This window comes from Mycobacterium sp. 94-17 (assembly GCF_035617725.1).
GTDB lineage: Bacteria > Actinomycetota > Actinomycetes > Mycobacteriales > Mycobacteriaceae > Mycobacterium.
The window spans coordinates 147,581-164,946 of record NZ_JAPIYN010000011.1 but is presented as its reverse complement, the minus strand read 5'-3'; the positions used below and the strand labels follow the sequence as shown (position 1 = coordinate 164,946).

15 protein-coding genes, 1 pseudogene and 1 riboswitch are annotated in these 17,366 nt (G+C 67.5%); of the genes and pseudogenes, 8 read left to right on the top strand and 8 right to left on the bottom strand.

Annotation, left to right across the window (positions count from 1 at the left end; translation table 11 throughout):
- Window positions 1-17 precede the first annotated feature (17 nt).
- Window positions 18-161: riboswitch (cobalamin riboswitch) on the bottom strand.
- Between the two features lie 144 nt (window positions 162-305).
- A complete protein-coding gene (locus tag OQ789_RS14995) occupies window positions 306-752 on the bottom strand; it encodes a MarR family winged helix-turn-helix transcriptional regulator (protein WP_324686730.1) in 447 nt (148 codons plus the stop codon).
- Window positions 753-847: 95 nt separating this feature from the next.
- Between OQ789_RS14995 and OQ789_RS14990 the strand changes: the two genes are divergently transcribed.
- Complete coding sequence (locus OQ789_RS14990) at window positions 848-1,741, top strand: alpha/beta hydrolase (RefSeq protein ID WP_324686728.1); 894 nt, start codon at window positions 848-850, stop codon at window positions 1,739-1,741.
- A 5-nt stretch (window positions 1,742-1,746) separates the two neighbouring features.
- On the opposite strand, the gene OQ789_RS14985 is transcribed toward OQ789_RS14990, so the two are convergent.
- From OQ789_RS14985 to OQ789_RS14955, 7 genes and pseudogenes are all read right to left on the bottom strand, one after another.
- Window positions 1,747-2,391, bottom strand: a complete 645-nt coding sequence (locus OQ789_RS14985) for an SDR family oxidoreductase (protein WP_324686726.1) — start codon at window positions 2,389-2,391, stop codon at window positions 1,747-1,749.
- A gap of 90 nt (window positions 2,392-2,481) precedes the next feature.
- Window positions 2,482-3,324: an SDR family oxidoreductase gene (locus OQ789_RS14980; protein WP_324686725.1), complete on the bottom strand. Its 843-nt coding sequence runs from the start codon at window positions 3,322-3,324 to the stop codon at window positions 2,482-2,484.
- A 105-nt stretch (window positions 3,325-3,429) separates the two neighbouring features.
- Window positions 3,430-4,710 (bottom strand): TetR/AcrR family transcriptional regulator, encoded by a 1,281-nt coding sequence (locus OQ789_RS14975; RefSeq protein WP_324686724.1) that lies wholly within the window; start codon window positions 4,708-4,710, stop codon window positions 3,430-3,432.
- Between the two features lie 150 nt (window positions 4,711-4,860).
- The gene (locus OQ789_RS14970) at window positions 4,861-5,508 is read right to left on the bottom strand and encodes a nitroreductase family protein (protein WP_324686723.1); all 648 of its coding nucleotides are present in this window, start codon (window positions 5,506-5,508) and stop codon (window positions 4,861-4,863) included.
- Complete coding sequence (locus OQ789_RS14965; RefSeq protein WP_324686722.1) at window positions 5,508-6,629, bottom strand: acyl-CoA dehydrogenase family protein; 1,122 nt, start codon at window positions 6,627-6,629, stop codon at window positions 5,508-5,510. The genes OQ789_RS14970 and OQ789_RS14965 overlap by 1 nt, the downstream gene beginning before the upstream one ends.
- A complete protein-coding gene (locus OQ789_RS14960; protein WP_324686721.1) occupies window positions 6,626-7,774 on the bottom strand; it encodes an acyl-CoA dehydrogenase family protein in 1,149 nt (382 codons plus the stop codon). Before OQ789_RS14960 ends, OQ789_RS14965 begins: the two co-directional genes overlap by 4 nt.
- A gap of 142 nt (window positions 7,775-7,916) precedes the next feature.
- Window positions 7,917-8,057 (bottom strand): annotated as a pseudogene (locus OQ789_RS14955) (short-chain dehydrogenase); the annotation flags it as partial.
- A 159-nt stretch (window positions 8,058-8,216) separates the two neighbouring features.
- On the opposite strand from OQ789_RS14955, the gene OQ789_RS14950 reads away from it, so the two are divergent.
- The 7 genes from OQ789_RS14950 to OQ789_RS14920 all read left to right on the top strand — a co-directional run bounded on the left by OQ789_RS14950 (window position 8,217) and on the right by OQ789_RS14920 (window position 17,062).
- Window positions 8,217-9,917, top strand: coding sequence for a nitric oxide reductase activation protein NorD (locus tag OQ789_RS14950; protein WP_324686720.1), 1,701 nt, complete (start codon window positions 8,217-8,219; stop codon window positions 9,915-9,917).
- Window positions 9,918-10,053: 136 nt separating this feature from the next.
- Complete coding sequence (locus tag OQ789_RS14945) at window positions 10,054-10,893, top strand: CbbQ/NirQ/NorQ/GpvN family protein (RefSeq protein WP_324686719.1); 840 nt, start codon at window positions 10,054-10,056, stop codon at window positions 10,891-10,893.
- Window positions 10,894-10,982: 89 nt separating this feature from the next.
- Window positions 10,983-12,095: an ABC transporter substrate-binding protein gene (locus tag OQ789_RS14940; RefSeq protein WP_324686717.1), complete on the top strand. Its 1,113-nt coding sequence runs from the start codon at window positions 10,983-10,985 to the stop codon at window positions 12,093-12,095.
- A 13-nt stretch (window positions 12,096-12,108) separates the two neighbouring features.
- Window positions 12,109-13,251 (top strand): spirocyclase AveC family protein, encoded by a 1,143-nt coding sequence (locus tag OQ789_RS14935; protein ID WP_324686716.1) that lies wholly within the window; start codon window positions 12,109-12,111, stop codon window positions 13,249-13,251.
- Complete coding sequence (locus OQ789_RS14930) at window positions 13,244-14,233, top strand: SDR family oxidoreductase (protein ID WP_324686715.1); 990 nt, start codon at window positions 13,244-13,246, stop codon at window positions 14,231-14,233. The genes OQ789_RS14935 and OQ789_RS14930 overlap by 8 nt, the downstream gene beginning before the upstream one ends.
- A gap of 3 nt (window positions 14,234-14,236) precedes the next feature.
- Entirely contained in the window at window positions 14,237-15,454 is a 1,218-nt protein-coding gene (locus tag OQ789_RS14925) for a cytochrome P450 (protein WP_324686713.1), read from the top strand.
- Between the two features lie 123 nt (window positions 15,455-15,577).
- Complete coding sequence (locus OQ789_RS14920) at window positions 15,578-17,062, top strand: aldehyde dehydrogenase family protein (protein WP_324686712.1); 1,485 nt, start codon at window positions 15,578-15,580, stop codon at window positions 17,060-17,062.
- Window positions 17,063-17,366 lie beyond the last annotated feature (304 nt).

The window sequence follows — 17,366 nt, the reverse complement described above, 5'->3', positions numbered from 1 at the left end:
CGCCCGGCACAACTGGCAGGTCTTCGGACTCGCAGGCGCGCACCCCGAGGTGCTCCTAGTGGCCGTCGCTTCCCGGCCCCGAAAGGTCAGTGCTGTGTGACGGCGGTCGTTCCTGCATACCGCTGCGGGACAGTCCCGGATTCTCACCGGGTTCCCTCTTCGCGAGGCTGGTGGCCTCGCTCGACGCCGGCGCCACGGTTGCGGCGACGGCAGACCAGCTGCGAAGCGCAGCTTACCCCCGACCCGGACTGCCCTGGTGGTCGTGGACCGCACCGACTGCAGGATTGGCGCGCCCGGCGACCAATTCAGGGCCGCTCCGTCAATCTCTGATGAAGCGCCTTGAGAACTCGAAGGGTCGCGTCCACGTCGCAAGACGGTATGCCGGCGAAGCCTTCGGCCTGGGATCGGTCGATGAGGGTCTTGGCCTTGGCCAGCAGGTGGCTGCCCGCCGTGGTGAGGGTTAGTCGGTTCTGGCGGCGGGAGTGCGCCGACACGTCGACCTGAACCCAGCCCTTTCGGCGGGCGATGTCGACGTGTCGGCTGACCGCGCTCTTGGCGATGCCGAGCCGGTCGGCGATTGCCTGCTGAGAGGCCATCTCGTCACCCATCTCGATCAGTCGCAACAACAGGAATTGGCGCAGGCTGATGCCCAGCTCTCGTCGGAACATCGCGTCGCCGCCCTTGTCCAACAGCGCCGCGACCCGGTGGACGTAGTAGCCGAACTCGCTGTGGGGTTCGGTCGTCTGCGGCATTCCCGCAGCATAACGGAAAGTTCGCTAAAGAACTGTTCAAATGTGAACTATGCGCGTAGGCTGCGGAATGGCTTCATATACGAGAGGACATCGCCGTGATCGGTCAGACCTGCCGTACCGCCCGCAACGGTGACGTGACGTTGGCGTATGAGGTGTTCGGACCGGGTGGCGGTGCGCCGCTGCTCCTGCTGATGGGTGTCGGCATGCAGATGCTGCTGTGGCACGACGACTTCTGCCGGGAGTTGGTGGCCCGCGGATTCCAGGTGGCGCGGATGGACAACCGTGACGTCGGGCTCTCCACCCACCTGACGGACCTCGGGGAGCCGAGCCTGTTCCACATGATCGCGCGGCCGCGCGCCGCGGCCCGCTATTCACTGGGCGACATGGCCCGTGACGCGGTCGCGGTCGTCGACGATCTCGGCTGGTCGTCGGTCAATGTCGTGGGCGGGTCCCTGGGCGGCATGATCGCCCAGACCATGGCCATCGAGCATCGCGGCCGGGTCCGCTCACTCACTTCGCTGGCGTCCGCCCCGTCCGCGCGGATCGGGCGGGCCCGCATCGGGTTGAGCATCAAGGTCGCCCGGTTGCTGCAGCGCCCCGTGCACTCGGCCGCTGAGGCGGGGCAACAGCTGATCGACCTGTACGACGTGATCGGCACCGCGCCCGGGAACTACCCGACGGACACCGCATGGCTCGCCGAGGTGGGCGCGGAGAGCTTTCGACGCGCCTACGATCCCGCCGGCAAGCTTCGGCAGCAGGCAGCCATGCTCGCCGCCGACGATCGAACCGCGGCCTTGGCGACCCTGCGGCTGCCGTCGCTGATCATCCACGGCACCGCGGATCCCATGATCCGTCCCGCGGGCGGTCGGGCAACCGCGAAGGCCATTCCCGGCGCGAGGCTGCTGCTGCTCGACGGGGTAGGGCACGGGGCATTCCCACGAGCCGTGTGGCCCAACATGATCGACGGGATTCGCGCTGTCGCGCGTTGATCCAATTACCCGGTTGCCAAGGCTTCGGCGATCGGAGTGTCGCCGTTGTTGAAGTCGATGGTCCGCCGGATGGTCGAGCTGTCGGCCAGCGCGGCCGCGGCGACGAGCGCGACGTCCGCGCGCGAGACTTCACCCTTTGCCCGGCCGATCGCAATGCGCCCCGTCCCAGGCTCCAGCGTCAGCCGACCCGGCCCCAGCACCGTCCAGTCCAGGTCGCTGCCGCGCAGGTGGGCGTCCGCGGCGGACTTGGCCTGCGCGTAGGGAAAGAACGAATCATCTTGCGGCACCCCGTGATCAGGACCGGCTCCGAAATAGGACACCATCACGAAACGGTGCACGCCCGCCTGCGCGGCCGCGTCGATCACCCGGATCGCCGCGTCCCGGTCGACGGCGTACGTGCGCGCGGGGTCGCCGCCGCCCGCCCCGGCGGAGAAGACGACCGCGTCGTGCCCGGCCAGCAGAGCGGCCAGCGCGTCGGTGTCGAGCCGCTCGACGTCGGCCACCAGCGGCTTGGCCCCAGTGGCGGCGACGTCGTCGGCATGGTCGGGATTGCGGAAGACCGAACTCACCTGGTCACCGCGCTCGGTCAGAATTCGGGCCAGCTGCAGGGCGACCTTGCCGTGCCCGCCGATGACGATGACTCGTGCCATGCCCCCGACGGTAGCGCGGCGCGAGCGAATGGCGGCGACCCGCCGCGCCCGGCTACGCCCTTGGCGGCCACCCGCTGCTTGAGATCGCCACTACAACTTGATCTTGCCCATGATCAGATCGATGATCGGCTTGCCCGGCGCGTAGGCGCCGGTCATCGAGGCCATGGTGTGGCCTGAGTCCACCAGCAGAGTGATCCCGCTGACGCCGCAGGCGGCCTCGCTGTTGAGGAACGCCATCACGTCGCCCATCTGCTCCGGGGTGTGCACCTTGGAGCCGGTCTCGTCGCGGTAGTCCTGGGCGAAGCTGAGCCAGAGGTCCGCGTTGGCCTGGGCCAGCGGGGTGTCGGTCGGGCCGGGGCAGATCGCGTTGATGCGAATCCCCTTCTTCGCCAGCGGGTAGCCCTGGTTGGCCACGTAGGTGTTGATCACCTTCTTGCTGGTGCCGTAGTGGTTGATGCCTTCCGCCTCGTGCGCCTGGCACCATGCCTCGGCGGCGGCGAAGTCCGGCGTGGCCAGGAACTCGTTCATCGTTTCGAGGTCGTTCTCCCAGCCCATGCCGGCGACCGACGAGATGAAGCAGATAGCCGAACCGTTGGGCAGCTGGTTCTTCTCCAGCAGCCGGTCGATCAGGTGGCGGTGGCCGATGAAGTTGATCTTCATCAGCTCGATCGTGCCGTCGGCGACCCCGGCGGCGGAAAACACGGCGTGGATGGGGCCCTTGACCTGCTCGAGCGCGGCGTCGATGGATGCGGGGTCGCGCAGGTCGACCTGTACGGATTGAGCCGCGCCGTAGTCCACCGGCGCGTAGTCCAGCACGATGACTTCGGCGCCGAGTTCGGCCGCCGACTTGGCCGCCGCGGCGCCCATACCGGTCGCGCCACCGACAACGAGCGCGCGCTTGCCGTCGTAGCGCAGACGATCCACAATGGTCATGGAAATCCCCTTCTCGGATAATGCCAACGCGGTTCTAATTGCTCAACTGTATGGGTAACAGTTATTTGGTTCAATACCGGGGCGGGTCAGCCGGTCGATCGCGACCTACTTGGCGCGGACGGCGACGCCCCGCAGCACGGTGTCGCGGGCGTGGACCAGGGCCGCACGGGTGCCGATGTCTTGCAGGATGTTCTCCGGTATCCACTGCAGGCCGACGACACAGCGGGACAACATCGCGGTGGACGGTGCGTGCACACCGATTTCTCCCGACCGAATGCCTTTGGAGAGAAGCGTTTTCATCTGTCGCAGCCGTGTGGCGAAGAGCCAGCCGGGGTTGGGCGTGTCCGGGGGCGATTGGCGCATCCAGGCCAGCTGGATCCTGAACTCGTCGGAAAACCGGTCGAGCGCATTGACGTTGACCCAGCTCAACGCGTCCAGCTTTTCGATTGTGGTGGCATCCGAGCGCAGGACGCTCACCCAGCCCGCCTCGACCTTCCTGCCGAAGGATTCCATGATCGATGCCAGGAGTTCGTCCTTGGACCCGATGACGCGATACACCGTACCGGTGCCGAGACCGGCCGCAGCGGCGATGTCCCTGATCGTGGTCACTTCGTATCCCTTGCGGCCGAATTCGGCTCGCGCCACCGCACGAACCGCCGCAACCTTGTCGCTCGGGTCCGCGTCGCTGTCGTCGGACCATGTCGCGATGACGTCGGCGGCGGCGGCGAACGCTTTCGAACGGTCCAGCGCCGAGTCGGTCGGTGGACGAGTTGCCAAGCCTTCCAGAATGATTCGGCACAACAGTGCGGCCACCTGGTCGGTGGCGGACGTGTGGCGCATGACGTCGAGCCCGACCTGCAGCATGGTTTGGCAGATCCGGTCTGCCAACGTGGGAAGGTCGATGTCGGGTTTGATGTAACCGCTCCACCGGGCGGCGCGCAGCGTCTGCAGCATCGCCTGCTGGATCGCCACGGGCCGTTGCTGCGTCAGCTTGATCAGCTCCGGATCCGTGCTCGGTCCCTCATAGAACGACATCTGCAATGCGGCGCGGTGTTCGACGGCGCAGTTCGCGATCGCCGTCCCGAGTTCGATGATCTGTTCGGCGGGCGGGCGTGAGTCGGGCTCGTCCAATCGCGCCTGCGCGGCCCGCCCGATGCGCTCCAGGTCGTCCTGATAGCGGCGGATCAGCTCGACGAGGATGGCCTCTTTGGACTCGAAATGGTGATACAGGCTGCCGGGAAGGATGCCTGCGGCATCGGCGATCTCCTGCAGCGACGTTCGCAATCCCGACGATGCGATCAACGAGGCGGCGGTGGCCAGGATCTCAGCGCGGCGCGTCGGAGAATCAGCCGTGCCGCTTGCGCGCAGTGACTCGGCCTTCGCCATGATCAGCGCTGTGCGAATCTGGACGACTGCGCGCCGGCGAACATTCGCATTCGTCCTCTCGTGCCGAACCCAGATCCGAACCAAATCTTTGTTAGAGGTTATCAGACTGAGCGCGCTGAATGCGCTGCACAAAGCGGTGAAAACCCTATTCTAGAGCGCCGGACCGTCCCAGCGGTCGCGCGCGACCACTTCGTCGAGCGGCCGTCGGCGCGGCGGTGAGAACGCGCGGCCTGCTCGTAGCCGGCCCACCGGCAACAGGCAACCCTGGACGTAGGTGGGCGGGATCCCGAGCAGGTTGCCGATCTCCTCTTCGTGATGCAGATGCAGGGTAGTGATGCACGTGCCGTAGCCCCGGGTGTGCAGCGCCAGCTGGAAGTTCCACACCGGCGGAAAGATCGACCCGTACAACGTGGCCAGGTGGAACGACTCATCGCCCTCGATGCGAGGCAAATAGGGTTCATAGCAAGGGATTACCATCAGCGGCACCCTCGCCATATTCTCCACCAGCCACTCCGTCGACGACATGACCCGACTCTCGGGGGTCCCCGCGGGCATCAGGTCGGCGATGACCTGACCACCGACGCGCGACAGGTAGGCCTGGCGGTACAGCTCGGCGATCCTGGTGCGCAGCGCCGCGTCCGCGATCACCAGCCAGCGCCATGTCTGGGCGTTCGACCCGTTCGCGGCCTGCAGGGCGACCCGCAGGCAGTCGCGGATGCCGTCGATGTCCACCGGCGCGTCGAGGTCCAGCGATTTGCGCGCCGAGGGGGTCGCGGTGAGCAGGTATTCGATCTCCATCAGCGACGGCCGCTCTTGGCAAGGCGCGCACCGAGTTCGGTGAGGTAATGGTCCGGCCCGCCGAGGAACGCACTCCAGCTCAGCAGGCGCTTGAGGTACAGGTGCGCATCGTGCTCCCAGGTGTAACCGATCCCGCCGAACACCTGGATGGCCGTGTCGGCCACGGTGGCGAGTCGCCCGGCGAACGCCTTCGCGCGCAGCGCGGAAAGGTGGCGCTCTTCGCCGGACCGGCCACCGGCGCCCGGGGGTGCGTCGCTGGCCCACAGCGCGTGGATCACCCCGCTGCGGGCCAGCTCCACGGTCTCGAACATGTCCACACACAGATGCTGGACGGCCTGGAAGGAACCGATCGGCCGACCGAATTGTGTTCTGCTCTTCGCATATTCGACCGCGAGCTGCATGACGGCGCGCGCGGCACCGAGCGCATCGGCCGCGGTGGCGATCAGCACGTCGTCGGTCACCGCCGCCAGGTCGTCCGCCGATGCGCTGGCCAGCCGTTGCGCGGGTGCCGCGTCGAGTGTGACGCGGAACCGCTTGCGGGTTGAGTCGATCCCGGGCCCAGGCAAGACCGAGGCCCCGGACGAGCCGGTCTGCACCGCGAAAAGCGCTGTGCCCTCCCCATCTTCGGCGACCACCAGCAGGACGTCGGCGGCAGCGGCGTCGGACACCGCGGCGATCTCGCCGCGCACCACGATTGCGTCCTCACTGCCGCTCGCGATGACCGCGGGCCGCGCGCGATCGGGAAGGCAGACGGCGGCCACCGTGGTGCCGTCGGCGATGCCGCGCAACAACTTCGGCGCGATGTCGTTGTCGCCGAGACGGGTCAGTGCCCGCGGGGCGGCCACGGCGGTGGACAACCACGGCCCCGGATGCAGCGCCGCGCCCAGCTCTTCCGCGACGATCCCGGCCTCGATCATCGTCATGCCGGCGCCACCGTGCTCTTCCGGCACCAGCAGGCCGGTGACGCCGAGCCCGGCGAGGCCCCGCCACACCGCCTCATCCATCCCGGTGGGGTCGTCGAGCAGCCCTCGCACGTGTGGCGAAATCGGTGCCTTCTCGGCGAGGAAGCGCCGCGTGGTGTCGCGTAGCGCCAACTGCTCGTCGGTGAGTTCGAGGTTCATTTGCGCGGCAGCCCCAGCACTCGTTGCGCGGTGATGTTCTTGTTGATCTGCGTGGTGCCGCCCGCGATGGTCAGCGACCGCGAAGTCAGGCGGTAGTTCGCCCACGGCGCGCCGGCGCCCCGGGTGCCGAGCGCGTCGAAGGCCAGGGCTGCCAGGTCCTGCCCGATCTCGCCCCAAACCGTCTTGGCGAGGCTGGCCGACCCCAGCGCGTCCCCGCCATGCAACGTGGCCGAGATCGATCGCTGACACAGCACTTCGAGATACTTGATGCGAAGCGCGATTTCGCCGAGGCGCCGCAGCGTCACGGGATCGTCCAGCACACCGGTGTCGGCCGCGGCGAGATCGTCGACCAGTTCCTCGAGGCGCACCTGCATCTCCGCGTACAACCTGGCGGCCCCGGCGCGTTCGTGGCTGAGGGTGGTGGTGGCCACCTGCCAGCCCGCGTTGAGCGGCCCGAGTAGCGCGTCAGCCGGCACCCGCACGTCGTGGAAGAACACCTCGGCGAAGTCGGCGTCGCCGTTGAGCGTGACCAGGGGACGAACCTCGATGCCCGGCAGTGTCATGTCGATGATCAGGCAGGAGATCCCCTGGTGCTTGGGCGCGTCGGGATCGGTGCGCACGTAGAGCTGGCACCAGTCGGCGCGGTGCCCCAGCGAGGTCCAGATCTTCTGGCCATTGACGATAAAGTCGTCACAGTCGCGCACGGCGCGGGTGCGCAGTGATGCGAGATCGGACCCTGCCTCGGGTTCCGACATCCCCTGGCACCAGATGTCGTCGGCGCGCATCATGCGGGGGAGCAGGGTGAGCTTCTGGGACTCGGTGCCGTACTGCATGATGGCCGGGGCGATGTTGTTCAGCCCAATCACGTTGAGCGGCATCGGCGCCCGGGCGCGGGCGGTCTCTTCGGTGTAGACCAGCTGCTCGAGCACCGTCGCGCCGCGCCCGCCGTACTCAGGGGGCCACGACACCGCGGCCCATCCCGCGTCGGCCATCGTCGCGTTCCACGCGCGCAACATCCCGAACGCGCCGTCATCGCGGCCGGTGGACCGGCGCGCCGCCACCAGTTCATCGGTCAGGTTCTGCGCGAGCCAGTCACGCAGTTCGCCGCGGAACTGTTCCACTTCCGCCGGGTATGAAAAGTCCACGTTCCTCTGTCTTTTGCGTCTCAAAACCCTGCCCAGCCGGGACTCTACGGTTGGGCGGATATTTGGTCAACGACGTTGGCGGCCACGCGCGACGCCGCGAGCGGTCGATCGTACGAGGCGTCCGCCCTGTCGTCCACGACCAGTTCCCTTGTGGTTGGGGGAAGGCGACCTCGGCGTTGCCCGGCATCGGGCTGACACCGCGCCGCTCACACACCTCCAGCACCTCGTCGACGATGGATGCGGGCACGATGAACTTCTCCGTCGATGACATCTGCTCGAGATGCTCCAACGCGTACAGCCGGCCGAGCCCCCGGCCGGCCCCGGTCACCACCGCCACCCGGCCGGTGAGGTCAATCATCGTGTGCTCCTGGTTTGTTGACTGCCGTGCAGCCGGACTCTACGGTGGAACAGATATTTGGTCAACAAATCGGAGGGGTGCTGGTTGTGCGACGACGCCGGTGCCGACCGGTTGCAGGCCCTGGGCATGCTCGCCTCCGCTCTGGCGGGCCGGGCCGTCGCGGTCGACGGGCTGCCACCGGGTGAATCCGCGTGGACGGATGGGCAGACGATTCACATCGACGCCGGCGCGCCGCCCCGGGCGCGGCTCGAGGCGGTGGCCGTCCAGGCGTCGCTGATCGCGGCGGGCAGCCTGGATCCCGACGTGTTGGACAAGCTGATCCGGCGCCGCAAGCTCGCCAAGCGTTATCTCGCGATCGAAGGCCACCGCGCTCTGGTCGCCAATGCACCATTGTTACCAAGCATTTTGGCGTCGTTGGGAGATCGCGACATCGCGAGTCGCAGCGACTCACCCGCCGCGTCGCTCGACCTCGCCGCGTCGCGGGTCGCGCTCGACGGCCCGGCGCCGCGGTTCGGCGTGATCCGCGCGGCCAAGGTGATTGCCGCGGGCGCCCGGGTGGCCGACCACGACGAAGACGAAAAAGCCAAGCCGGCACATGTGCCGCGGCGCAACGCCCCAGCCGAACTCGAAGAGTTCGATGACGGCGTGGTGGACGACTCCGACGATCCCGACCTGTTCACCAGCCCGGTCGGCGGCGGCGGATTCATCGGCAAGTGGCTGAAGAAGATGCTCTCGTCGGCGCGCAAGACGGGCAGCGGCGGCGGCCCGCCCGGCGCCGATACCCCGACGCACCGGACGAACTCGGGGATTCGCGGCGCGCACGCCGTGACGTCGCCGGCGCCGACCTCGACCGAGGACATCGACGATGACAAGGCGGCAGCGGACGGGGTGCGATATCCGGAGTGGGATGCGGCCCGCGGGCGCTATCGGCCGGCCTGGTGCACGGTGCGCGAAGTCGAGCCGAAGATCAAGGGCTCGGCGACCCAGGCGATCGAGGACGCCCTCGGGGTGCGACGGCCGCTGTCCCGGCTGGGCATGGGTCTGCACCGTCGCCACCGTCAGTCGCAGGGCGACGACATCGATGTCGACGCCGCCGTGGAGGCCCGCGTCGAGGTACGGGCCGGCTCGGTGCCCGACGAGGCGGTCTATCTGGACAGCCTGCGGCGGCGTCGCGACCTGTCGGTCTTGCTCCTTCTCGACGTCTCGGGGTCGACGGGCGAGCCCGGCACGGCCGGGCGCACGGTGCACGAACAGCAGCGCGCGGCGGTCGCCAATCTGACCGTCGCGCTGCACGACCTCGGCGACCGGGTTGCGCTGTACGCCTACTACTCGCAGGGCCGCACTTCGGTATCCATGGTGCCCGTCAAGCGGTTCGACGATCATCTCGACGCCGTCGTCATCAGGCGGCTGAATAGCCTTGAGCCCGGTGCGTATTCGCGGCTGGGCGCGGCGATTCGCCATGGCTCGTCGGTGCTGGAAGCGCGCGGCGGGACGTCGCGGCGGCTCTTGGTGGTGCTCTCCGACGGCCTTGCCTACGACCACGGCTACGAGCGGGCCTACGGTGCCGCCGACGCGCGCCGCGCGTTGACCGAGGCGCGGCGACGGGGGACCGGCTGCGTGTGCCTGACCGTCGGCGCGGGCACCGATGTGGCCTCGCTGCGCCGAGTGTTCGGCAGCACCGCGCACGCCACGGTCGGCCGCCCGGACCAGCTCGCCGGTGTGATCGGACCGCTGTTCCGGTCGGCGTTGCGGTCGGCGGAGGTGCGTCGGCGCGTGAGCGTCTGATGGCCCGCGCGTCGCGCGGATTGCCTGTCCCCGATAGTCGTTGGTGTTCGGGCCGGGAATCCCGACGCACTCGGCGGCGACCTTGAAACAAACATCTGTTCCGGTTAGGCTCCAAGAAATCGTGAGAAGGGACGTCATGGCCAACGAGTCTGGAATCGCCTGCCGTAACGGCGCGGCTTCCGGCACCGGAGTGCGGCCCTACTACCGGGCGGTCGGCGGCGAAGAGGCCGTCTTCAAAGCCGCGTACCGTCAGGGTCTGGCGCTCGTCCTGAAGGGCCCGACGGGCTGTGGCAAGACTCGCTTCGTCGAGGCGATGGCCCACGACCTGGGCCGGCCGCTGATCACGGTTTCCTGCCACGACGACCTCACCACGGCGGACCTCGTCGGGCGCTTCCTGCTGCAGGGCGACGAGACGGTCTGGGTGGACGGGCCGCTGACCCGGGCGGTGCGCGAGGGGGCGATCTGCTACCTGGACGAGGTGGTCGAAGCCCGGCAGGACACCACCGTGGTGCTGCACCCGCTCGCCGACCACCGGCGCCAGCTGCCCATCGAGCGCCTCGGCGTCACGCTGGACGCCGCGCCCGGCTTCGGGCTGGTGGTGTCCTACAACCCCGGCTATCAAAGCGTGCTCAAAGACCTCAAGGATTCGACGCGCCAGCGCATGGTCGCCATCGAATTCGGTTTTCCCGCGGCAGATGTCGAAGAGGGCATCGTCGCGCACGAAGCCGGCGTGAACGCCGCCACCGCGGCCGAGCTGGTGCGATTCGGCCAGGCCATCCGCCGGCTGGAGACCGGGGGGCTTCGGGAGGTGGCGTCGACGCGGGTGCTGATCGCGGCGGGCCGACTTGTGGCCGAGGGCCTTTCCATGCCGGAGGCGGCGCGGGCGGCCATCGCCGGACCGCTCACCGACGACGTGGCGGTCGGCAGGGCATTGAACGAAATGGTCGAGGTCTACCTGGGCGCGGCGGATAGATGATTGACGCTGCCCACCCCTCCGCTACGGTGCGAACAAATATTAGGTCAGGTATGGATCGTTGCGAGTGAGCGCGCCACCCGGGAGGTCGGATGTCCTACGAAAGCAGTGCTGAGCCGATCAAGGTCGGCTACCTGATGGACTTCACGCTGCCGCCCGGATTCCCCGAGGACCTGTTCGCCTCCTTTACCCAGACTTTCGAGCTCGTCTTCGAAGAGGCCGTCGAGCAAGGGGTGATGGACCGTCCCGTGCAGATGATCTATCGCGAGGTGGAGGGCCTGCCCAAGGGCTCGGTCAAGGCGGTGATCGATGCCTACGGCGAACTCGTCGACGAAGGCTGCCTCGTGGTCTTCGGCCCGAACATCACCGACAATTGCGTGCCGACCCGCGAGGCGATCGAAGAACGTTTCAAGGTCCCGGCGATCAGCGTCACCGGCACCGACGACTGGCTGGGCGAGTGGACGTTCGCCTTCCCGCAGGGTTCCATGACCGACGAGCCGATCTTCATCGCGGACCTCGTCGCCAAGCGGGGGCTCACCGAGATCGGTGTTCTCGTCGAGCAGAACCTGATCGGCGAGAGCTATCTGAAGAACCTGCGAAGTGCGTGCCGCCGCAACGGTATTCGCATCGTCGCGGAAGCGGCCATCGCGCAGACGGCACAAGACATCGACGAGGCAGTGCGGACCCTGCACCATGCCAAAGCCGAAGCGATCGTCCACCTGGGGTTCGGCTTCGGCATCGTGTTCATCAACCCGGCGCTGGACGCCGTCGATTGGGACCCGCCACGATTCACCACGACGGCCTTCCAGAACGCGTGGGTCAACCCGATCATGTGGAAGGCGTTCATGGGCTGGGTCGGGGTCGACCAGTACGACGAGACAAACCCGGTGGGCCAGGCCTTCCTCGACCGCTACGCGAAGAAGTACGGCGGCAGCCGTCCCGAGTACTGCGTGTCGGTGGTCAACCACGACGTGGCGGTAACGCTGGTGCGCGCGTTTTCCGACGCCCACCCGCTCAGCCCGCGCGGCGTCAAGGAGGCGCTGGAGCGGGTGAAGATGCTGCCCGCCGCGTCCGGCGCCCCGGGCACCCGGGTGTCGTTCGGCAAGTGGACCCGTCGGGCCTGGATGGGCGCCGGCTACCTGGTGGCAAGGAAGCTCGATGCCGACGGCATCAACTCGCACTTGGTCGATCGCTTCGGAGAGTGAGGCTGAGAAGGGAATGAGTACCGAACAAGCCATACCGCCTGCCGCGCAGGAGGAGCCTGCTGCTCCGCAGCGAAAGGGCAGGCGCGGCTGGGGCGGCTGGATCGCCGGCGCGGCGCTGGCCGCCTTCGCGCTGTTCTTCATAGCGAATTGCCGTGTGGCTCTTGACCCTCGCGTCGCGAACCCCAACGTTCAGGGACGGCCGCGCCCGGTGAAGTTCACGTTCGGGCTGGACTACATCACCTTCCTCGACGCTGCCACCGCGGTCGCGCTGATCGTGCTACTGATCGTTTTCATCAGGGGCTGGCGGCGCAATCCCGGCAGCCCGGTGATGCTGATGTTCCTGTGCACCACGCTGATCGTGTGGCAGGACCCGATCATGAACTGGTCGCCGTTCGCGGTGTACAACCCCGATCTAGTTCACTGGCCGGAGTCGTGGCCGCTGGTGTCGCTGTCGCCCACCGTCGAGCCATTCGTGGTCTTCGGCTACGTGATGTTCTACTTCGGCCCGTACTTCCCTGCGGTCTGGATCCTGCGCAAACTGCAGGCCAAGCACGGGCCCGAGGCGTTCGTGTCGCGGCACCCGCTGGTGTGTCTGGGGTTGCTGGCATGCGCGATCGGTTTCGTCGTCGATGCCTTCCTGGAAAACACCCTGATCCACTGGGGTATGTACATCTATTCGCAGGTGATCCCCTGGGGTTCGGTGTTCACCGGCACGACGTTCCAGTTCCCGCTGATCTGGGAGTCGTTCTCGGTGACGTTCGTGATGGTGCCTGCGGCAATACTGTGCTATCGCGACGACACCGGAAAGTCGGTGGCGGAGAAGCTCGCCGCCAAGGCGAAGATCTTCCCGGGCAGGCCGGTGCTGGCCACCTTCCTGGTGATGTTCGCGATCATCAACGTCTCCTACTTCGCCTACGGCGCCTGGTTCTGGGTGATCAAGGTCAGCCACGCGGCAACTTCCGTCGCCTGCCCATGGCCGTATCCGGAGGCCAAAGTGTATGACCCGCAAGGGTATTACGAGAAGGCCGGCGCGCAGGGCCCCTACTCGGTAGGCATCTGGTCGACCTGGGCGAGCGGAGAGCCGAATGGGCGTCCGCACGTCGAACCTCCGCCGCCCGGTGCAGGCCCCTGCGCAACCCAGGGCAAGAATGGCTGACCCACGCGCCGTCATCATCACCGGTGCGTCCCGTGGGCTTGGGTTCGCCTCTGCGGTGCGCCTCTACCGCGAGGGCTGGCGCGTGGTCGCGGCGATGCGCACACCCGACCTCGCGATGCCGCAGTTGCGGCAGGCGACCGGAGCTCCTGACGACGACGAGCGGCTGATCGGCGTGCAACTCGACCTGACCGATCCCGTGTCGATCGCCGCGGCGGCCAAGGCGATCGTCGAGGCCGTCGGCGCACCCTACGCGCTGGTGCACAACGCGGGCATCTCGGCCGCCGGGATGGTGGAGGAGACCGATACGGCGTTGTGGCAGAAGATGTTCGCCACCAGCGTGCTGGGACCCGTCGCGCTCACGCAGGCGCTGCTGCCGTCCATGCGGGCCGCGGGTCAGGGGCGCATCGTGCTGGTCTCCAGCGCGGCCGGGGTGCGCGGTCAGCCGGGCACCGCGCCGTATTCGGCGGCCAAGGGGGCCCTGGAGCGCTGGGGAGAGTCGATGGCGTGTGAGGTCGCGCCGTTCGGTCTCGGTGTCACCGTCTTGGTGGCCGGCACGTACGACACCGAGATCATCACCGATGCGGGGACCACCGACGATCGCAACTTCGAGGGTCCGTATGCCCGGCTGCACAACACCATGAACACCCGCGGCCGCTTCGCGGTCAGCTTCGCCCGCCGACCCGAGCGGTTCAGCGACGGCCTGGTCGAGGCATTAGGGGACCGCGCGCCGTTCCGTCGCCGCGGTGTCGGCTTGGACGCGTCGATGCTGTTGGTGTTCAACAGGATTCTTCCGGCGGCGGGCATGCATCACATGTCCCGGGTCGTGCTGGGCATCCCCAGACAGGGATCGATGCGGGGCGGGGCGTGGCCGCTGACGACGGGCCAGCGCGCGATGGTATTGGTCGCGCGCGTCCTGCCGCAGCCGGTATTGCAGCGATTGGCAGCACTGGCGGTGAAGCGCCGCAAGGGAAACGAGGGGTAGACAATGGAACAGCTTTTCGACGATCTCGAGGACTTCGGCGCCTTCGACGACGCCATCTCGGGTGACGTGCGCGACCCGTACACCGAACTGGCGCGGCTGCGCCGCGACGAACCGGTGCAGCGGCTCGAGACCTCGGGAGCGCTGCCGCACGAGGAGTCGCTGCCGATGTTCATCGTGTATCGCCACGAGGACGTCCAGCAGATGCTGCGCGACAACGAGACGTTCTCGTCGTCGGCCGTCATCGCGGCGTTCGGGCCGGTGCTGGGTCAAGGCGTGATGCTGGGCATGGACGAGCCGGTCCACGGCCGGCTGCGTTCGCTGGTCTCGAAGGCGTTCTCGCAGAAGTCGTTGGCCCGCTACCAGGACGAGTTGGTCGCCCGGGTGGCCAACGGTCTGATCGACGAGTTCGCCGCGAACGGCAAGGCGGATCTGGTCAAGGAATTCACCTTCGACTACCCGAGCCAGATCATCGCGGGCCTGCTGGGTCTGCCGGAAAAGGATTACCCGCAGTTTCAGCGGTGGTCGATCTCGCTGCTGAGCTGGTTGATGAACCCCGAACGGGGACTGGCGGCCTCGGCGGCGCTGTGCGAGTACTTCGCGCCGATCCTGCAGGCCCGCCGTGCCGAGCCGAAGGACGACTTGATCAGCGCGCTGGGTGCGGCCGAGATCGACGGGGAGAAGCTGGCGGACGAGGAGATCTACTCGTTCCTTCGGCTGCTGCTGCCGGCCGGGGTGGAGACGACCTACCGGTCGCTGGGCAGCCTGCTCCTCGCGCTGCTGAAGGACCCGCAGCAACTCGATGCGATCCGCGCCGACCGGTCGCTGCTTCCGCAGGCCATCGAGGAGGGCGTGCGGTGGGAACCGCCGCTGTTGACCATCACCCGGGTGGCGACGCGCGACACCGAACTCGGCGGTGTGGCGATTCCGGCCGGTGCGACGGTGATGCCGATGCTCGGTTCGGCGAACCGGCAGGAGGATCGCTATCCCTATCCGGACACATTCGACATCCATCGTCAGGCCAAAGCGAATCTGGGCTGGGGCCACGGCGTGCACGTCTGCCTGGGCATGCACCTGGCGCGGCTGGAGATGCGCACCGCCATCAACCTTTTGTTGGACCGGCTGCCGAATCTGCGGCTGGACCCGGACGGCGACGATCCGCACATCCGCGGGCAGGTGTTCCGGTCGCCCACGTCGGTGCCGGTGCTATTCGATCCCCAGTGACAACCCCGGCTTGCCAATCGGCTAGTTTCCAGTAAGGCTCACCATAGGGTGACCCCTGAAGGGGATGCCAATCCACGTCCCGGCGCTCTGAGCAGCGCCTCGTCTGAAGAGAGCTGAACAGATATGACTGAGGCTGTAAAGGTCCGCTTCGAGCCGAAGATGATGATCGATGGCAAGCTCGTCGAGGGTCAGGCCGGCACCTTCACCAACATCAACCCCGCGACCGAGGAATCGCTCGGCGAGGTGTCCGACGCGTCCAAGGAGGACATGCACCGGGCCATCGACGCGGCCCGGCGGGCGTTCGACGAGACGGACTGGTCGACCAACAAGGAGCTGCGCAAGCGCTGCCTACTGCAGCTGCACGAGGCGATCGAGTCGGAGATCGACGAGCTGCGCGAGGAGCTCATCCTCGAGGTCGGCTCGCCCCGGGCCATCACCTTCGGCCCCCAGCTGGACGCCCCGCTGGCAGACGGGCTGAAGTATCCGGCCCGGCTCATCGACTCGTACGCCTGGGAGACCGATCTGGGCGACCGCGTCATCAGCTTCACGGGCGCGAATAACTCCGTCAAGGTCTGGCGGGAGCCGGTCGGCGTGGTCGGCGCGATCGTGCCGTGGAACTTCCCGTTCGAGGTCACCCTCAACAAGCTCGGCCAGGCGCTGGGCACCGGCAACACGGTGGTGCTCAAGCCCGCGCCTAACACCCCGTTCAACGCGACCCGGCTGGGCCGGCTGATCGCCGAGAAGACCGACATCCCGGCCGGCGTCGTCAACGTCGTCACCGCGTCGGATCACTTTGTGGGCGAGGAACTCACGTTGTCGCCGAAGGTCGACCTGATCTCGTTCACCGGCTCGACGGTGGTGGGCAAGCGGATCATGGAAAAGGGCGCGGCGACCATGAAGCGCCTGTTCCTAGAGCTCGGCGGCAAGTCGGCCACCATCGTCCTGGAGGACGCCGACTTCGGCGCGGCCTGCATGGTCGGCATCGCGCCGTGCATGCACGCCGGCCAGGGCTGCGCCAACCCGACCCGGCTGCTGCTGCCGCGATCCCGCTACGAGGAGGGCGTCGAGATCCTCAAGAACATCTACGAGGGCGTCACGTGCGGCGACCCGCAGGACCCCGGAACGCTGTGCGGGCCGGTGATCTCGCAGCGGCAGTACGAGCGGGTGACGGGCTACATCCAGAAGGGCGTCGACGAGGGTGCCACCGCGCTGGTCGGCGGACCGGGTGCGGAGACCGGCTTCGACAAGGGATATTACGTCCGGCCAACGCTTTTCACCAATGTCGACAACAAGATGACCATCGCGCAGGAGGAGATCTTCGGCCCCGTGCTCTCGGTGATTCCTTTCGAGGACGAGGAGGACGCGATCCGGATCGCGAACGACAGCGTGTACGGCTTGGCCGGCAACGTGTTTGCGGGTTCCCTCGAGCGGGCGCTGTCGGTGACCCGCCGGATCAAGGCGGGCTTCATGGGCGTCAACGGTGGCACTCCCTACGGTGCAGACACGCCGTTCGGCGGCTACAAGGAAAGCGGCGTCGGGCGGCAGAACGGCATCGCCGGATTCGACCAGTACACCGAGATCAAGTCGGTGGCGTATCCCGCGGGCTGACGCCCGCGACGAAGGCTCGGCCGCCGGAGTCATCCGGCGGGCCGAGCCTTCGTATTTGCTGTTAATCAACGGCTTTCACCCGCGGGACTCCCGGTACCACCTACTCAGGTGACGTGGATCACGCGGCCTTTCGACACCTGTATGGCGACGCACGCACGCGATGGACGAACAAATCTCTGGTTCGTTCTTACCCGCCCGTCCTCCGCGGTCGGGGTCCGGGGACCTGCACGGCACCCCGGCCTTCGCCCGCCCAACCCCTTGGTTGACAATCGACACAAGACTTCCCTCTTTTTCGAAGTCCACA

Bases quoted from the DNA above. Each gene is read 5' to 3' on its own strand.
- OQ789_RS14965 (WP_324686722.1), bottom strand. From the start codon at position 6,629: ATGAACCTCGAACTCACCGACGAGCAGTTGGCGCTACGCGACACCACG.
- OQ789_RS14975 (WP_324686724.1), bottom strand. From the start codon at position 4,710: ATGGCGAAGGCCGAGTCACTGCGCGCAAGCGGCACGGCTGATTCTCCG.
- OQ789_RS14935 (WP_324686716.1), top strand. From the start codon at position 12,109: ATGAGTACCGAACAAGCCATACCGCCTGCCGCGCAGGAGGAGCCTGCT.
- OQ789_RS14995 (WP_324686730.1), bottom strand. From the start codon at position 752: ATGCCGCAGACGACCGAACCCCACAGCGAGTTCGGCTACTACGTCCAC.
- OQ789_RS14970 (WP_324686723.1), bottom strand. From the start codon at position 5,508: ATGGAGATCGAATACCTGCTCACCGCGACCCCCTCGGCGCGCAAATCG.
- OQ789_RS14940 (WP_324686717.1), top strand. From the start codon at position 10,983: ATGTCCTACGAAAGCAGTGCTGAGCCGATCAAGGTCGGCTACCTGATG.
- OQ789_RS14925 (WP_324686713.1), top strand. From the start codon at position 14,237: ATGGAACAGCTTTTCGACGATCTCGAGGACTTCGGCGCCTTCGACGAC.
- OQ789_RS14930 (WP_324686715.1), top strand. From the start codon at position 13,244: ATGGCTGACCCACGCGCCGTCATCATCACCGGTGCGTCCCGTGGGCTT.
- OQ789_RS14985 (WP_324686726.1), bottom strand. From the start codon at position 2,391: ATGGCACGAGTCATCGTCATCGGCGGGCACGGCAAGGTCGCCCTGCAG.
- OQ789_RS14980 (WP_324686725.1), bottom strand. From the start codon at position 3,324: ATGACCATTGTGGATCGTCTGCGCTACGACGGCAAGCGCGCGCTCGTT.
- OQ789_RS14945 (WP_324686719.1), top strand. From the start codon at position 10,054: ATGGCCAACGAGTCTGGAATCGCCTGCCGTAACGGCGCGGCTTCCGGC.
- OQ789_RS14920 (WP_324686712.1), top strand. From the start codon at position 15,578: ATGACTGAGGCTGTAAAGGTCCGCTTCGAGCCGAAGATGATGATCGAT.